Here is a 15,517-nt window from a genome sequence, read left to right as displayed (position 1 = left end):
GCGGCGATGCGGCGCAGCGACATGCCGGACATGCACAGGGAGAGCACCAGCTGCTGCAATGCCCAGCCGTACCAGCGGCGCGGGCAGAAGCACAGCGGTAGGCGTGAACAGGTACGGCAGCACGCCGTGCAGCGAAAGCGCGGCACCAGAACGGGATTCAGCGCACCGGCTGCGCTGCGATCAGCCTTGCGGTCGTAAAAGCCATGCCCCCAAAGGCTGGCGACGCCGCAGTGCGGACAACGCGGCGGACGGTAGGATTCGAGCGTGAAGAGGATGGCGCGCTGGTGTTGCTCCAGCGCGCGATGGGCGTGTACGATACGATGCATAGGCCGGTCAGTTCTGGAAAACGTGCGGGGTCTGGACAACGTCGCACGATACCAGAGGTGCATCGGCCTTCTTTACGCCTGCAGCGTCGCGCGCTACGCGCGGAAAAGTTCAGAACATCGTTCTCGCCGTCCGCGCGACAAACATCCCCTGTTCCATCTCATATTGCGCGCGCCATAACACCAGGCAAGCTCATCAGCGGAGTCGGCCCGATAGCCCTTCTCGCCGCTGTTGCGCTTGATCTCGCGGCAGATCGTAGACGGCGCTCGCGACAGGCGCCGTGCGATCGATTGAATCGACTCATCCGCTGCGAGACCTCTTGAGATTTCTTCGCGCTCGGCAAGCGTGAGCGATCGCTTCGATGGCCGTCGCAGTGGAGGCTGGATTCCTCCAGTTTGCGCCAGTATTCCCGCTACGGATGAATGGTTACGATTGAATAGCTGCGCAATATGCTGCAGCGACTCGCCCGCACGCCAGCGCTCCCACATCAGCGCCTTCTGACTCTCACTGTAATAAATTCGGCGTCTCTGTTTCATCGCAACACTCCCGCCGCTCACATGGCGTTATTGTGTTGCATCGACCGGTTGAATCCGCCAATCAAATGCTGACGCTCAGATAGCGCAAATCACGACGATTACCACTGCCGTGCTCTGACGACATTGGCGTTCTGAACCACAGGTGCACTCCTCGGTGAGAATCGCGGATTTTGCGTATTGACGGGATCACCGATGTTGTCGAGTTATGGAGAGTCCCCATCGGAGATCTTATGATGAAGGGCGGGAGTCAGAGAGTTCATCGCGTCCCTCATCGTCGCGTGCGGGATATCGGTGTTGACCGAACCGGAGGACAACGGCGCTGATGGCCAACACAGCTATGCCGACCGTAATAATAAGGATATGCTGGTCCGCGGTGCCGTCCCGGTTCAGGATGAGGTCCCGGGCCAGCGACGCCATGGCGATATAGAGCGGAAACCGCACCGGCAACTGCCCAAGGCGTAGATATCGCGCGTCCATTGCTAGGACTTCGAGATATAGGAACATCAGCAGTAGGTCCGTGAGCGAGACGGTGCCGGCCCTCAGGACTTTCCAGGTCTCTTGAGCCATGGCAAACGCGGTGGCGAGGCCGATTAGGACGAGCACCGTCAACTCGACCACATTGATCAAGTGGTCGAATCTTCGTCTAATGCTTTCGGTCAGATCTTGCTTACCGCGGTATTCTTTCATCGATGACCCGGATATGATTGGAATTCAACGCCGCAACGACGAGTTCAGAAGCCTTGAAACCTCATCGCTGACAGGCGCTTCCAAGCCGTCTTCTAGTTTGTTGCGATCGTCGTCGATCCTTTCCAGAATTTCAGGGATGCAGGTCTTCAGCAACGTCACGATCGCGCGCACCCGCGGCGGCACCGGACGTTGCGCCTGGATCAGGAGGTTCAACTCGAACGACGGTACCTCGTATTGAGGCAGGATCCGGACGAGCCGGCCGTCTGCGAGCGCATCGGCGCAAGCCGGATCCTCCAGCACGCCGATGCCGACGCCGGAGAAAATCATTTCGTACACGGGCCGCCAATGACTGGCCCTGATGGCTGTGTTAATCGAGGCGCTTTCCACGACGCTCGCGTCTTGCCGGAGAGGCAACTGCCCTGAACTGAACGTCCCCTGCGTCCGAATAAACGAATGCCCGATCAGGTCTGCTGGCTCCAGAATCGGTTCGTGCTGACCGAGGTAGCTCGGCGCCGCAACAAGCGTACGCCCGATCTGCCCCAATTGACGGGCAATGAATGCGCCCTCTCCAAGCGATCCCAGACGAAACGAAATGTCCACACCCTCCGTCACGAGATCGGCGATCCTGTCGTTGAGCACGAGTTCCAGTTCCAGTTGCGGATAGGCCGTACGAATGAGCGCCAACGTCTTCGAGACGACAGTCTCGCCGAAGCAATGAGGCGCCGCGATTCGAATCGTCCCCTTGATTGCCTGCTCGTCATTCGACATTTCAGCCACCGCCTGTTCTACCGCGGAAAGGATCCTCTTGCTACGCTCGTAGAAGGCGATGCCATCGGGCGTGCAATTAAATGCGCGGGCACTGCGAAGCAGGAGCCGACAACCGAGATATTTTTCGAGCCGCTCGATACGTTCGCTCGCGGTCGGCTGTCCGATGTCGAGGTCCCTTGCCGCGTTGGAGATGCTCCCACGTTCGACGACCCTGACGTATATGCGCATGGCTTCTAGCAAGTTCATCCTATTCGGCCCCCCTTCGCTTCGTCACCGTGATGAGCCGCCCAGCGGGCAGACCGCCGATGTTTTACGCCGGTTAGATCCTTCCAATTCACCTCTTTCATTCTCTGGCCTCAATCCTTACGCGCGCATCCCAACGTCGGGATCCCGCTTCGTCTGTTCAATGGAAAAAAGAGTACGACCATAGCGTCAGTCCCGGAGTGCACAGTTCGGGCCGGTTCCCGTCATTACAGTTTGCTACGATCGCAGAACCGGGCGACCATCTGTCAGCGCCAGCCTGCCCGCGCGGATGGTGGCGCCACTCAGCGGACGTCAGGGAATCGTCGGATGAATCTCTACGAAAAGCTTGCAGACGACATCGAGCGGTCGATCCGTCAAGGCGTATATCGTCATGGCGAGCGTCTTCCGTCAGTTCGTCAGACGAGCCAGCGGAATCGGATCAGCGTCACGACTGCCATCCGCGCGTACGTGTTACTCGAAAGCCGCGGCCTGGTGACGAGCAGGCCCCAGTCGGGCTACTTCGTCAACTTTCACGGCGACGCGAGCGAGCGGAAGCTACTTGAGCTACGGCCGTCCAGACCGATTCCGATCTCGTCACCGGTCGACGTTAGCCGACTGGTGCTGTCGACGCTGCGTTCCATCGGTGTCGACGATGCGGTGGCGCTCGGTTCGCCCTACCCCGATCCCAGTCTGTTTCCGTTCGAGCGGCTCAACCGCTATGCCTATAACGCGGGCCGGGGCAAGGCGCAATGGGGCGTGACCGATGCGCTGCCGCCGGGCAACGCGAAGCTTGTGCGTCAAATCGCGCGTCGCTACCTCGAGAACGGCATGGCGGTGGATCCGAATGAGATCATCGTTACGGTCGGCGCAACCGAGGCCATCAATCTCTGTCTTCAGGCGGTCGCGAAATCCGGCGATGTGATCGCGGTCGAGTCGCCGACGTTTTATGCCATGCTCCATGCAATCGAACGCATGGGCATGAAGGCAATTGAAGTGTCGACGCATCCGGAGTACGGCATCGATATTGAGGCGCTTGCCGCGATCGTGAAGTCCCAGACGGTCACCGCCTGCATGGTCATGCCAAATTTTCAGAACCCGCTTGGCTTCCAGATGCCCGACGAGCGCAAGCGAGAACTCGTCCAGTTCCTTACCGCGCAGGACATTCCGGTCATCGAGAACGGCGTTTACAACGAGCTGCATTTCGATCGCTTCTACCCGAGCACGTTGAAGTCCTTCGACACCAAGGGTCTCGTGCTTCACTGCTCATCCTTCTCGAAGAGCCTGACATCGGCCTACCGTATCGGCTGGGCAATGCCCGGCCGCTATCGCGATCGCGTGGAGAAGCTCAAGTTCCTGAACACGCTGACTTCGCCCTCGATTCCGCAACTGGCAATAGCAGAATTCCTCGAGCGCGATGGGTATGAGCATCACCTGAGACGGATACGGAAGGCCTATGCACAGCAGGCCAATCTCATGAAGGTGATCGTTTCACGTTTCTTTCCTGAGGGCACACGTATATCCAGCCCCGCCGGCGGATACGTGCTGTGGATCGAATTGCCATCCAGCGTCGACTCGATGCGTCTCTACAAGCTTGCGCTCGACCAGGGCATTACGATCGGGCCGGGCTATATGTTTTCGATTTCCGAGTCGACCTACCGGAATTTCATACGGCTCAACTACAGCAGCCCGTGGACGAGCGAAATCGAACAGGCGGTCATTACCGTCGGAAAGATCGTCGCAGACTGCTCGCGCTAGCGCGCCTTGGCATTTCTCCACTGCCATGGACCGGCCTCGCGTCAGCCCCCGACAAGCGACATGCGGACTGTCGGATAGACTCGTCCTACCCCCTTTCTACGCTGCGCCGAACGAAGCTCAGAATAGCGGTCATCCCGCTGAATCCACTGACCGCGGATAGCCATGGCCAGTTGTTCGACCGGCGCAGCGTCCGCGAGCCACCGAGTAAGGTCCATTCCTGTCGTGGCGAATAGACATGAATAAAACCTTCCGTCGGCGGACACCCGGGCACGCGAACACGAGCCGCAGAACGGCTTCGATACGCTCGCAATGAATCCGACATCACCTTCGCCGTCCGCATGGCGATAGTTAATGGCAGTACCCTTCTGCGCGGCGGCAGCGACGGGGATCAAGGGAAATTCCGATTCGACGATGTGCCGAATCTCCCGGGCCGTGAGCACCTTCGCGTTCGACCACTCGACGGCGCCGCCCACGTCCATGTATTCGATGAAGCGTACTGCCACGCCGGTGCCTTTAAAAAGTCGAACGAGCGGCAAAATCTGGCCATCGTTCACACCTCGCTCGACCACCGTGTTCACCTTGATCGGATCGAGCCCGACCGCGCGCGCCGTCTCGATCCCTTGCAGGATGCGTGACACCGGTATGTCGACATCGCTCATCTGGCGGAACACCGCGTAATCGACGGCGTCGAGACTGACTGTCACGCGGCCGAGACCAGCATCACGAAGCGATCGTGCCTTCGCGCCAAGCAGAGAACCGTTCGTCGTGAGCGCAAGTTCCATCGCCTTGCCAGTTAGAGTCGGCAGTTTCGCGAGTTGCTCTATCAGCGATTCGAGGCCACGCCGCAAGAGCGGCTCCCCACCAGTGATGCGAATCTTTTCCACGCCGAGCAGAGCAAACGCGCTTGCAAGCTTGAGCATTTGCGAAAATGACAGGCGCTCTGAAGACGCGAGGAACGGATAGTCTGCGCCGAACGTGTCTCGGGGCATGCAGTAGGTGCAACGAAAGTTGCATTGGTCAATAACGGACAGCCGTAAATCCCGCAGCGGACGATCGAACCTGTCGAGGATAGGCGCGGAATCGCCGTCAGACAGGCGATCACGAGCTGCCAAGTCCGAGAGTAACGACTGATCGATTATTTTCACGATATAAAGTGAACCGCGGAAGTTGCGGCACCGGCGACGGACGGCAAGCGGAAAGCGTTTGCTCGACGCATGAATTGTGCTGCAGAATACTCGATCGGTGCGTGCATCGGACGTACAGTTCGCGTTGATCCCCAGACGCACAGTTCGGCGTGCATACAATTTTAAGGACGTATCGCGCGCACGTTAACCTGAGTTTTGTCGATGTTAAGTATTGGAATGTGAACCTCATTCCTCGCCGAGGCGTTCTTGGCGCGGACGCCGCACTTCGGCGACATCGGCTTCAGTTGGATCATCGCGTGGTCGATTCGATTTGCGCGTCCTTGCCCTGAATCAGGTGTCAGTGAGGGCTTACCAACGAGAGGAGGAGATGGAAAGGAAACACGAGCAGTGCGGTGATTCGACTTCGACGAGCCATAGTGCCTCGGGCTCGCTGGTGCTTTGGGTACGTACGTACTGGACGTAAAAATCACGTTTGGCCGCAGCGTGGCCTATGCTGAGTGAAACGCGCTTTTCCAAGCTGTCCGGAGGTGCACGATGCAACAGCAACAGGCGGAGTTTGACTTCTACATCAACCTCACCAAACCGACGCTTGGGCTATACGTTCGCAAGGGAGCAGGCCTGCCGGATTTCGCGGCGGCCGAAGCAAAACAGTGGCAGTTTTCTGGGCATATATGGCAAAGCGAACTGTCGCCCGAGATCGTCAAGCAGATCGATGCGAACGGCCATGCCTTTCAGGAGCTGGGCAGCTGACATTGCCGCCCACCTCCCTTAGAACGCCCGACGCGCACCTTCAGGATTCGCTCTTGGCGGACTCTTTCGCGCCTTCCGCTGACTTTGGCGCGCTCTTCTTGCTCGCCGACTTGGCCTTCTTCGGCTTCGCGTCAGATTCGACCTTGCTGAACGCGACCTTCTCGGTGTCCTTGTCATAGCTCACATCGACCGTATCGCCCGACTTGAGCTTGTCGCCGAGAATCTCCTTCGCGAGCCGCGTCTCCAGGTCCTGACGAATCTGGCGCTTCAGTTCGCGTGCGCCGAATTCCGGCCGATAACCGACGTCGGCGAGATGATCGATGACCGAATCCTGGACCTTGAGCGTGATGTCCTGCGCGGCGGCCGTGCGCGTGACGCGCTCGATCTGGATCTGCACGATCGAGCGAATATTCTCGCGCGACAAACCATGAAACACGATGATTTCGTCGATGCGGTTAAGAAACTCGGGACGGAAGTGGACTTTCAGCACGTCCATGAGCTTCGCGCGCATTTCCTTTTCCGAATCGCGATCGTTTTCGCTCTTCTCAAGGTTGTCCATGATGATGGACGCGCCGAGATTGCTCGTCGAGATGATGACGGTGTTGCTGAAGTCGACCACGCGGCCCTTGCCATCGGTCAGGCGGCCGTCGTCGAACACCTGCAGCAGCACGTTGTTCACGTCCGGATGCGCTTTCTCGATTTCATCGAGCAGAATCACGGAATACGGGCGGCGGCGCACGCGCTCGGTCAGCTGACCGCCCTCGTCATAACCGACATATCCCGGCGGCGCGCCGATCAGCCGCGCAACCGCATGCCGCTCCATGTACTCCGACATGTCGATGCGGATCACCGCCTGCTCGTCGCCGAACACGGTTTCCGCGAGCGCTTTCGCGAGCTCGGTCTTGCCGACGCCGGTCGGCCCCAGGAACAGGAAGGTCGCGATCGGCCGGTTCGCCTGACCCATGCCCGCGCGCGACAGACGCACCGCATCGCTCACGGCGACCACGGCTTCATCCTGTCCGATCACGCGCTCGCGCAGCTTGTTTTCCATTTCGAGCAGCTTCTGGCGCTCTTCCTGCGTGAGTTCGGTGACGGGTATGCCCGTGAGCCGCGACACGACTTCCGCGACCGCTGCCACCGTGACTTCCAGCGTCTCCGATCCGGTCTTGCGCTGCCACGCTTCGGTGAGTTCGTCGAGCTTCGCCTGCTTTTCCTTGATGCGCTCCTCGAAACTCTTCGCCTGATCGAAACGCTTGCGCGACGAGGCATAGTCCTGCTCGCGCTTCATCTGCGCGATCTCCGCTTCGAGCTCCTGAATCTCGGGCGGTCGCGAAGTGGCGCCGATGCGCACGCGCGCCGCGGCCTGATCGATGAGATCGATGGCCTTGTCCGGCAGAAAGCGCGACGTGACATAGCGGTCCGACAGCTCGGCGGCGGAGACGAATGCATCGTCGGCGAAGGTCACCTGATGATGCGCCTCGAGCTTGTCGCGCAGACCGCGCAGGATCACGATGGTCTGCTCCACGGTCGGCTCGGACACAAGCACGGGCTGAAAGCGCCGCTCCAGCGCTGCGTCCTTCTCGATGTACTTCTGGTATTCGTTCAGTGTCGTCGCCCCGATGAGACTCAGTTCGCCACGCGCGAGCGCGGGCTTCAGCACGTTCGCGATATCGAGACCGCCTTCGCCGCCGCCTTGCCCCGCGCCGACGATCGTATGCAGCTCATCGATGAACACGATCAGCTCGTCCTGCTTGGCGGTGATCTCGTCGATGAGCTGCTTCGCGCGCTCCTCGAATTCGCCGCGATACTTCGCGCCCGCGACCATCGAGTTGATGTTGATCTCGACGAGCCGCTTGTTGCGCAGATCTTCCGGCACGTCGTCATTGACGATGCGCTGCGCGAGCCCTTCGACGATCGCCGTCTTGCCCACTCCCGGCTCTCCGATCAGCACCGGATTGTTCTTCTTGCGCCGCGCGAGCACTTCGATCGTGCTCTCGATTTCCTGCGCGCGGCCGAGCACCGGATCGAGCTTGCCCTGACGCGCCATCGCGGTGAGATCGCGGCCGAACTTGTCGAGTGTCGGCGTGCCGCTCGGCGTGTTGACGCGTCCGTCCTCCGCGCCCTTGCCGACCACTTTGACGACCTTTTGCCTTAGGGCTTCGGCGGTCACGCCATACTTCTTCAACAGCGTCCCGGCAATGGAATCCGGCACCGCAGCCAAGCCGATCAGCACATGCTCCGGCCCGACATACGAATGCCCGAGTTCGCGCGAAGCCTGAAACGCGTACTGAAACGCCTTCTTCAGACGCGGCGAGACGGTCATCTTCTCAACGGGCGCGTCGGAATCGGCATTGCCTTTTTTCGCGTGTTCGTCGATGTATCGCTTGATGTCGTCCGGCGACAGCTTCAATTCCTTGAAGAGCGCCTGCACAACATCCATGTCGGCGAGCACATAGAGCACCTGTTCGGTGTCGAGTTCGGTCTTCTGCAACTCGTGCGCCTTTTCAGCGGCGCGTTGCAGCAACTCCATTGTCTGCTCACTGAAAGCATCGGTGACATCGACGGATTCGCGCGGTACGGAGGCGACCATATCGTCGTCCTCATCGCCGGTGCCGGCCATTCCGCCCATCAGACGCGACAAACCTCCGCCGCCCAACAGGGAATCGAACGGATTCAGCATGCTTTGATGCCGCATCAGCTGACGATAGTCATATTCGCAGATCGACATCGACTTGCGCTCGCCGTTCTGCACGACGGTCACTTGCGCGACGGCTGGGCGGGCATGACAAATTTCGCAAAGGGCAGGCATGATCAATCGTCTCCAAGTTATGGGCGGTTCACCATCGAGTCCACCGATATGCGACCGTCGGCGCGGCTCGACCCGAACCACCGCGTGGTAACCAGGTCCTACTCCCCAAGGTCATTCTATGGCCTCGTGTTGCCCGATACGGCCAGGTGTCATTCCCCTGCCGCGATGGACACCGATGCCTCGCTCGTCAACAACAGAAACGTCAGTGTCTCGCATAGATACAACTGCACGGTCGTATCGGTATGGCTCGTATAGCCGATGGACAGGTCCTGTCCGATATGCAGCTCATAATCGCCCCCGCGCGTCGATAGCACGCAGCCGCCCTGTAGCGCAGGCGCCCACACGAGATCGCCGCTGACGATACGCTTGATGTGCTGGATCACCGGATAACCCTGATCGCTCGCCGCGGAAAGCGCGGTATAGGCCTCCGCACCCAATAGCACGGAGTATGGTCCGTCGACGCCCGCGAGTCGCAGCTTCTCGAGCGCCTGGCTGATGGCGGCGGGATAGTCGTCGATGTCAGCGGGCAGTATCGTCGGCGCGTTCGAGCCGCCTTCGCGGATACCCACGATCTCCGCGGCCTTGTAGCCATCGAAAATCGCGCTATCCTCGGCGAGCGCCAGTTCGCTCGCGGCGGTTTTGGCGGGCTGCCAGTCGCCGTCGTTCGAGCCGCGTTCCACGCTGTCGATCGCCTCACGCTGCAGCGTGAATGGGACGGTGAGCTGCACCAGCCGCCGGACGTCGTAAAGCTTCGCCGAGACGCCTTCCTGCAGCGCCGCGACGTTCGTTTGGTGCCCGGTGCCGACGGCCGCGAGCGCCGCGCCGCCGGGGTCTTTCACATCGACGACGCGTCTCCCTGCGACCGAGCGCTTGAAAGTGCAGGCCACTTCGGCTTCGATTTGTTCCCATGCGTCTGCGGAAATTGGTGCGAGCTCGCGATGCAGGTTATTCATGTTGTTGAGTTCCTTTGAGTGACCCAATGTCCAATGTTCCGCTGCGGCTTGCCTTGGGCGAAGGCGCGCTAGAAGGCAGAGATGATGTCGACGCTGTTGCGGGTTCTCTGTCGGCAAGCGCGTCCAGCAGATCGGCGGAGGGTACGAAAAAAAGCCCGCCCGTCACCGCGCGGCTGTAATCGAGCAATCGGTCATAATTTCCCGGCGGGCGGCCGACGAACATGTTCTCCATCATCTGCTCGATCGGCGCAGGCCTGCGCGCATAGCCGATGAAGTACGTGCCGAACTCCTTGGCACCCGGACGGCCAAAGGCCATGTTGTGCCGCAGGATCTTCACCTCCTGACCGTCCTCGTCGATGGTCGTGAGCGAGCTGTGTGAGCACGAGGGCTTCACGGCCGCGTCCAGTTCGACATCCGATAGCTTCTCGCGCCCGATGATGTTCCCCTGCTGCTCCGCCGTCAGACCGTTCCAGGCATCCAGATTGTGGAAGTACTTCTGCACGACCACGTAGCTGCCGCCCGCGAAGTCCGCGTCCTCCTCGCCAATGATCGTGAAGCCCACCATGCTTTTACCCGAGGGATTTTCCGTGCCGTCGACGAAGCCGATCATGTCGCGCAGATCGAAGTAACGGAAGCCGTGCACTTCGTCGACGACCGTGACGACATTGCCGAGTTTGTTCAACAACTGCGACGCGAGTTCGAAACACAAATCCATGTGGTCGGCGCGGATATGCAACAGGATGTCGCCCGGCGTCGCGACGGCGCGGCGCGCGCCCGTTCCGAACTCGATGAACGGGTGCAGGGACGCGGGGCGCGGCGCACCGAAGAGCAATTCCCACGCTTTGGAGCCGAAGCCGCACACGCAGGAAAGGTTGGCGGTAGGCGCGCGCGTGCCGACGGCGCGGACCAGCGCAGCGATTTCGCCGCACCACGACCGGACAACGTCGCGCTGGCCTTCGTCACGTCCCACCGTGAGTGTGAGGAAGATCGCGCTTCGAGAAATCGGATCGCAGACGGCTTGTGGTTCTGGTGTGTTGTTGGGCATCTGAAATTTATTCTATTGCGTTATATAACTTGTTCAACCGAGTAGCCACGCCGACAGTCACGCAAGGGCAGACCTCGAAGAATCCAGCGTGACGTTGAATTGCTTCGCCGAGGCAAGGCTCGTACATGCGGCCGACCATAAGCACGAACAGCGAAACAACGGCTTCATTGGCCTCAGGCGCGATAGAAACCGCTAACCCGTTTGCACGCGCCTCCGGCAGATTCTATTGCGTCCATCGAGGCTCTTCCTTCCCCGATAGAAACTTAGCAGGCAGATCCGGTGGCAGCGTGAGGAGAATTCTCAATTCGTGGATCGCGAAGTAAAACGCAGTTCCACATCATGGCGATGAGCCATCCGCAGCCCGTGAGCCTGATCGCGGGCGCGGTGCTTCGGCCAAACGGCCCATCATCATGGCCAATCGGAATGCTTGAGGAGCGATGACTGGAGTGGTCCACCGAGCGCGAGCCCTGACGCGCCGCTAGGACGAGCCCATCAAGAGCGGAAAGTCAGCCCTGCCGCAGGCGCTCCTGTATGTCTCGGGTACCCAGCGTCGAATAATCCTTGCTAAGCTGCTCGAACACAAGTCCTCGAGTCTCCACGCTCATGTAGGAAAGCATCATGCCAAGGAATTTGGATTCCGCAACCAGTCTCAGTCGGTCAAAGCGTTGATGGAGGCGTGCCTTTTCCAGGTACTCGGCCACCTGGCACGCAAACTTGTCTCTTTCTTTTTCTTTTCGCTCGCTTGCGGAAAATGCAACTGCCTGCTTTTCGGTCAGTGTCGTCGCGCTATGCGCGACATTGACGAAGCCGTCGACCTCCTCCAGATCGAGTGTGAGCCCTCGCGCCTGGAACACCCGCGCCCGACCTTCATCAGCCACCACAGTCCAAGTCATGTCGTTCATCATGATCCTCCAGTGCAAAGGCTTCAAAACGAAAACGCTCGGCTCCGACACGCCAATCTGAAGGCCATCTTCACGCCCCCGTCGTCGGGATGTCAAGCCGGTTGGCACGTCAAACGGCGGTTGAGCCGCACCTCGCCTGCCCTCTCCGTGTCCCTACCATCATGGCAGTGACGCGCACCGCGTCGTTATATATCGCTAAACACGATATATATTATCGGATCTCCGTTACGTCGAATTCCTAACCTTGCATGCCGGACTCGTGTTCGCAACGCGCCATTCCGCATGATCGCTTCAAGTACATTGCTGCTGCTGACGTCGCGTGCAACCGGGTATCAAATTCGTAATATTTTTCTGTAGAAGATGGTTTCTTGACAGTCCCGCGGTGTCCGCCCTTTAATGAGTCAGGAGTTCTGCGTCGAAAGGCCACGCATCGGAATCGGATCATGACAATCAACCATCAAGCCGGACTGTGGGAGGCTGCCGTTGACGCGCTGGAGCGTGCCGCCCGGTTGCATCGTCAATTCTTTCGACTGGCTGGGCAGCGCGCAAAGGAGCCCGTATGGGAGCCGCCCATCGAGCTCTTCGAAGACCATGGCAGATTGTCCATCGTTGTCGCATTGCCCGGCGTCCGGCCGGAGCTCGTCCAAGTAAGCCTCGAAAACGATACTTTGATCGTTACCGCTGAAAGAAAACTCTCCAGTTCGTTTTTTAAGGGTACCGTGCATTGCTTCGAGATACCGTACGGTCGATTTGAGCGACAAGTTCGGCTTCCTGCGGGACGCTATCGTCTAAGTCGCCGCGATTCAGAGCACGGGTGCCTATTGCTGGAAATCGAGACGCTGGACTGAAACTATCTGCCGACGGTGCTTTCGAGGAGCAAAGATGACTACGGACGGCAACAGCAAGCGCCAGGAGACGGAAACGGCGGGCAGCGAGATGCCATTTCCATCGCCATTGCCCAAAGATGGCCTGATTTTGCTACCGGTGCGTAACGCTGTGCTGTTCCCCGGCCTGGTCTTGCCGCTCAGGGTCGAGACCGCGCTCTTGAAACGGGACGTGCAGGCGGCCGTCAAACGTCAGTCTCCTTTGGGTATCGTCCTGCAGCGCGACCCGCAAGTTGCGGATCCGCCTTTCGATGGATTGCACACGGTAGGGACCGTGGCCAATGTGCTGCGCTATCTGACGAACGCTCAAGACGGTTATCATCACCTTGTCTGCCAGGGGATTGATCGTTTCCGCCTCATCGCTCCGGTTGATGGCCTGGACTTTCGCGCAGCCCATGTCGAGTTCATCCCCGACTCGGCGCAAACCGATGCCGCAATCGACGCACGCGTTCTTGTCCTGCGCCAACGCGCCGGAGAAATGATCGCGCTATTGCCGAATGCGGGCGCCGAACTGGTTAAGGCACTCGATGCGATCGAATCTCCGGGACTTCTGGCGGATACGGTGGCCGGCATGCTCGACATCCAGCCGGAACGCAAACAGGATATCCTTGAAACGCTCGACATCTGCAAGCGGCTCGACAAGGTGCTGGACGCCATCGCCGGACGAATCGAGGTGCTTCGTCTAACACTCGAGATTGGGGAACGGACGCGAGGTCGGCTCGACGAGCGACAGCGCGAAGTGATGCTGCGTGAGCAACTCAAGACAATCCAGAAGGAACTCGGAGAAGATGTCGACAGGCAGGAGGAACTCAAACAGTTGGCTGAAGCCGTAACTGTCGCCCATATGCCTCCGGACGTCGACAAGCATGCTCGCAAGGAGCTGACCCGGCTCGAACGCGCACCGGAAGGGTCCTCTGAATATGCGATTGGCACCAGCTATCTGGAGCTCTTGACCGAACTGCCTTGGACGCTTCCGCCGGAGGCGCCCATTGACATCGCGCGTGCTCGGGGTGTGCTTGAACAAGCGCACTTCGGTCTCGAAAAGGTGAAGAGACGCATCCTGGAGTATCTGGGCGTGAAGAAGCTCAATCCGAACGGAAACGCGCCGATTCTTTGTTTTTTGGGGCCTCCTGGCGTCGGAAAGACTTCGTTAGGCCAGAGCATCGCCCGGGCTCTGGAGCGACCATTCGTCCGTGTGAGCCTCGGGGGGGTGCATGACGAGTCGGAGATTCGCGGCCATCGGCGCACCTATATCGGAGCCATGCCGGGGAACATCATCCAGGCCATCCGAAAAGCCGGAGCACGCAATTGCGTGATGCTGCTGGACGAACTCGACAAGCTGGGGCACGGCGTGCATGGTGATCCGTCGGCCGCGATGCTCGAGGTCCTGGACCCTGAGCAGAACCGTTCCTTCCGCGACAACTACCTGGGCGTTCCCTTCGACCTTTCCGCTGTGGTGTTCATTGCTACCGCAAATCAGGCGGAAGGCATAGCCGGCCCCTTGAGGGACCGCATGGAGATGCTCGATCTGCCGGGGTACACGGAAGCCGAGAAGTTTCAGATCGCGCGCCGCTTTCTCGTTCCCCGACAGTTGAAGGCTTGCGGACTGACCGAGACTCAGTCCGAGCTCAGCGACGATGCGATTGTCTCGATCATTCGCGACTATACGCGCGAGGCCGGTGTTCGCAGCCTGGAACGTCGGATTGGCGCTGTGTTTCGATATGTTGCGCTGCGCGTCGCAGAAGACCAGACGACGCACGAACGAATCAAGCCCGACGACCTCTCGTCGATTCTCGGACACCGAAGGTTTGAAAACGAGGTGGCGATGCGCACCAGCCTGCCGGGTGTGGTTACCGGGTTGGCATGGACTCCAGTTGGCGGCGACTTGCTCTTTATTGAAGCGAGCAGTTCACCCGGCAATGGCAGACTAGTGCTTACAGGTCAGCTGGGCGATGTGATGAAGGAAAGCGCCCAAGCTGCGCTGACGCTTGTCAAATCCCGCAGCGACATGCTTCACGTCGATAGCTCCAAATTTGAAAAGCGAGACATTCACATCCACGTGCCTGCCGGGGCGGTACCCAAAGATGGACCCAGCGCGGGTGTCGCAATGTTCGTCGCAATCGCGTCGCTGTTCATGGGGAAGCCAGTGCGGAGCGATTGCGCCGTAACCGGCGAGATCAGTCTGCGTGGCGTAGTTCTGCCCGTGGGCGGCATCAAGGAGAAGGTCCTGGCAGCATTGCGTGGCGGCATCGGCACCGTACTCCTTCCCGCGCGCAATGCCGTTGATCTCGAAGATATTCCGGCTGATGCGCGCGACCAGATGCGATTCGTCCTCCTGGAAACGGTTGATGATGCGCTACGCGAAATAATCGACAACCATCCAGCCGTGGTGCACGACGCTGCATCACGTTGATTTGCTGTGGAGATGCCGATTCGTCGTTCGAGAACCGACCAACGCACCTATCTATCCCTGTTGCGACCATGACGCTTCTGCCGAGGCCCGATACATAGCATCGTCGAACCGCAAGTGTTCACGAACACCTTCTCTACGTAGTCGGTCTTGCAGAATCGCGCGAAGCCAAGCACCGCGTGCGAATAGGTGCAGATAAAGGGTTGCGAAACTCCCAGTTTCAATATGAAATTGGCCTATCTTCTGGGAGTGAGAAGCGCCGATGAGCACACCGGATTTCTTCCGCAGCCGCCTGGAATGAAATGA

General features: G+C 59.5%; 12 protein-coding genes and 1 pseudogene. 4 read left to right on the top strand and 9 right to left on the bottom strand.

Going from position 1 to position 15,517, the window contains the following annotated elements; genetic code table 11:
- From AWB75_RS37500 to AWB75_RS34805, 4 genes and pseudogenes are all read right to left on the bottom strand, one after another.
- Positions 1 to 326 (bottom strand): DUF6431 domain-containing protein (locus tag AWB75_RS37500; RefSeq protein ID WP_235012265.1); only part of this gene is annotated, 326 nt, incomplete at its 3' end.
- A gap of 180 nt (positions 327 to 506) precedes the next feature.
- Positions 507 to 860: pseudogene (locus AWB75_RS34815) on the bottom strand (helix-turn-helix domain-containing protein); the annotation flags it as partial.
- A 228-nt stretch (positions 861 to 1,088) separates the two neighbouring features.
- Positions 1,089 to 1,547 carry a phosphate-starvation-inducible protein PsiE gene (locus AWB75_RS34810; RefSeq protein WP_061128495.1) on the bottom strand — a complete coding sequence of 153 codons (459 nt, stop codon included), beginning with the start codon at positions 1,545 to 1,547 and terminating at the stop codon, positions 1,089 to 1,091.
- 24 nt (positions 1,548 to 1,571) lie between these two features.
- On the bottom strand, positions 1,572 to 2,561 hold the full coding sequence (locus tag AWB75_RS34805) for a LysR family transcriptional regulator (protein ID WP_061128494.1): 990 nt from the start codon (positions 2,559 to 2,561) through the stop codon (positions 1,572 to 1,574).
- Positions 2,562 to 2,885: 324 nt separating this feature from the next.
- Between AWB75_RS34805 and AWB75_RS34800 the strand changes: the two genes are divergently transcribed.
- Positions 2,886 to 4,313 (top strand): aminotransferase-like domain-containing protein, encoded by a 1,428-nt coding sequence (locus AWB75_RS34800; protein WP_061128493.1) that lies wholly within the window; start codon positions 2,886 to 2,888, stop codon positions 4,311 to 4,313.
- Between the two features lie 41 nt (positions 4,314 to 4,354).
- Here the strand turns inward: AWB75_RS34800 and moaA are convergent, their stop codons facing one another.
- Positions 4,355 to 5,425 (bottom strand): GTP 3',8-cyclase MoaA, encoded by a 1,071-nt coding sequence (gene moaA, locus AWB75_RS34795; protein WP_061128492.1) that lies wholly within the window; start codon positions 5,423 to 5,425, stop codon positions 4,355 to 4,357.
- A 567-nt stretch (positions 5,426 to 5,992) separates the two neighbouring features.
- On the opposite strand from moaA, the gene AWB75_RS34790 reads away from it, so the two are divergent.
- On the top strand, positions 5,993 to 6,208 hold the full coding sequence (locus tag AWB75_RS34790; protein ID WP_061128491.1) for a hypothetical protein: 216 nt from the start codon (positions 5,993 to 5,995) through the stop codon (positions 6,206 to 6,208).
- Between the two features lie 40 nt (positions 6,209 to 6,248).
- Here AWB75_RS34790 and AWB75_RS34785 read toward each other — a convergent pair whose 3' ends face one another.
- The 4 genes from AWB75_RS34785 to AWB75_RS34770 all read right to left on the bottom strand — a co-directional run bounded on the left by AWB75_RS34785 (position 6,249) and on the right by AWB75_RS34770 (position 11,920).
- A complete protein-coding gene (locus tag AWB75_RS34785) occupies positions 6,249 to 9,017 on the bottom strand; it encodes an ATP-dependent Clp protease ATP-binding subunit (protein WP_061128497.1) in 2,769 nt (922 codons plus the stop codon).
- Between the two features lie 149 nt (positions 9,018 to 9,166).
- Complete coding sequence (locus AWB75_RS34780) at positions 9,167 to 9,970, bottom strand: family 1 encapsulin nanocompartment shell protein (protein ID WP_061128490.1); 804 nt, start codon at positions 9,968 to 9,970, stop codon at positions 9,167 to 9,169.
- Positions 9,963 to 11,015, bottom strand: coding sequence for a Dyp-type peroxidase (locus tag AWB75_RS34775; protein WP_061128489.1), 1,053 nt, complete (start codon positions 11,013 to 11,015; stop codon positions 9,963 to 9,965). Before AWB75_RS34775 ends, AWB75_RS34780 begins: the two co-directional genes overlap by 8 nt.
- A gap of 506 nt (positions 11,016 to 11,521) precedes the next feature.
- A complete protein-coding gene (locus tag AWB75_RS34770; protein ID WP_235012400.1) occupies positions 11,522 to 11,920 on the bottom strand; it encodes a host attachment protein in 399 nt (132 codons plus the stop codon).
- A gap of 440 nt (positions 11,921 to 12,360) precedes the next feature.
- Between AWB75_RS34770 and AWB75_RS34765 the strand changes: the two genes are divergently transcribed.
- On the top strand, positions 12,361 to 12,765 hold the full coding sequence (locus tag AWB75_RS34765) for an Hsp20/alpha crystallin family protein (RefSeq protein ID WP_087087167.1): 405 nt from the start codon (positions 12,361 to 12,363) through the stop codon (positions 12,763 to 12,765).
- Between the two features lie 88 nt (positions 12,766 to 12,853).
- Positions 12,854 to 15,214, top strand: a complete 2,361-nt coding sequence (lon, locus tag AWB75_RS34760; RefSeq protein WP_407642203.1) for an endopeptidase La — start codon at positions 12,854 to 12,856, stop codon at positions 15,212 to 15,214.
- The last annotated feature ends 303 nt before the right edge of the window (positions 15,215 to 15,517 follow it).

This window comes from Caballeronia catudaia, from assembly GCF_001544755.2.
GTDB lineage: Bacteria > Pseudomonadota > Gammaproteobacteria > Burkholderiales > Burkholderiaceae > Caballeronia > Caballeronia catudaia.
The sequence above is the reverse complement of the archived record's forward strand: the minus strand, read 5'-3'. Positions and strand labels throughout refer to the sequence as shown.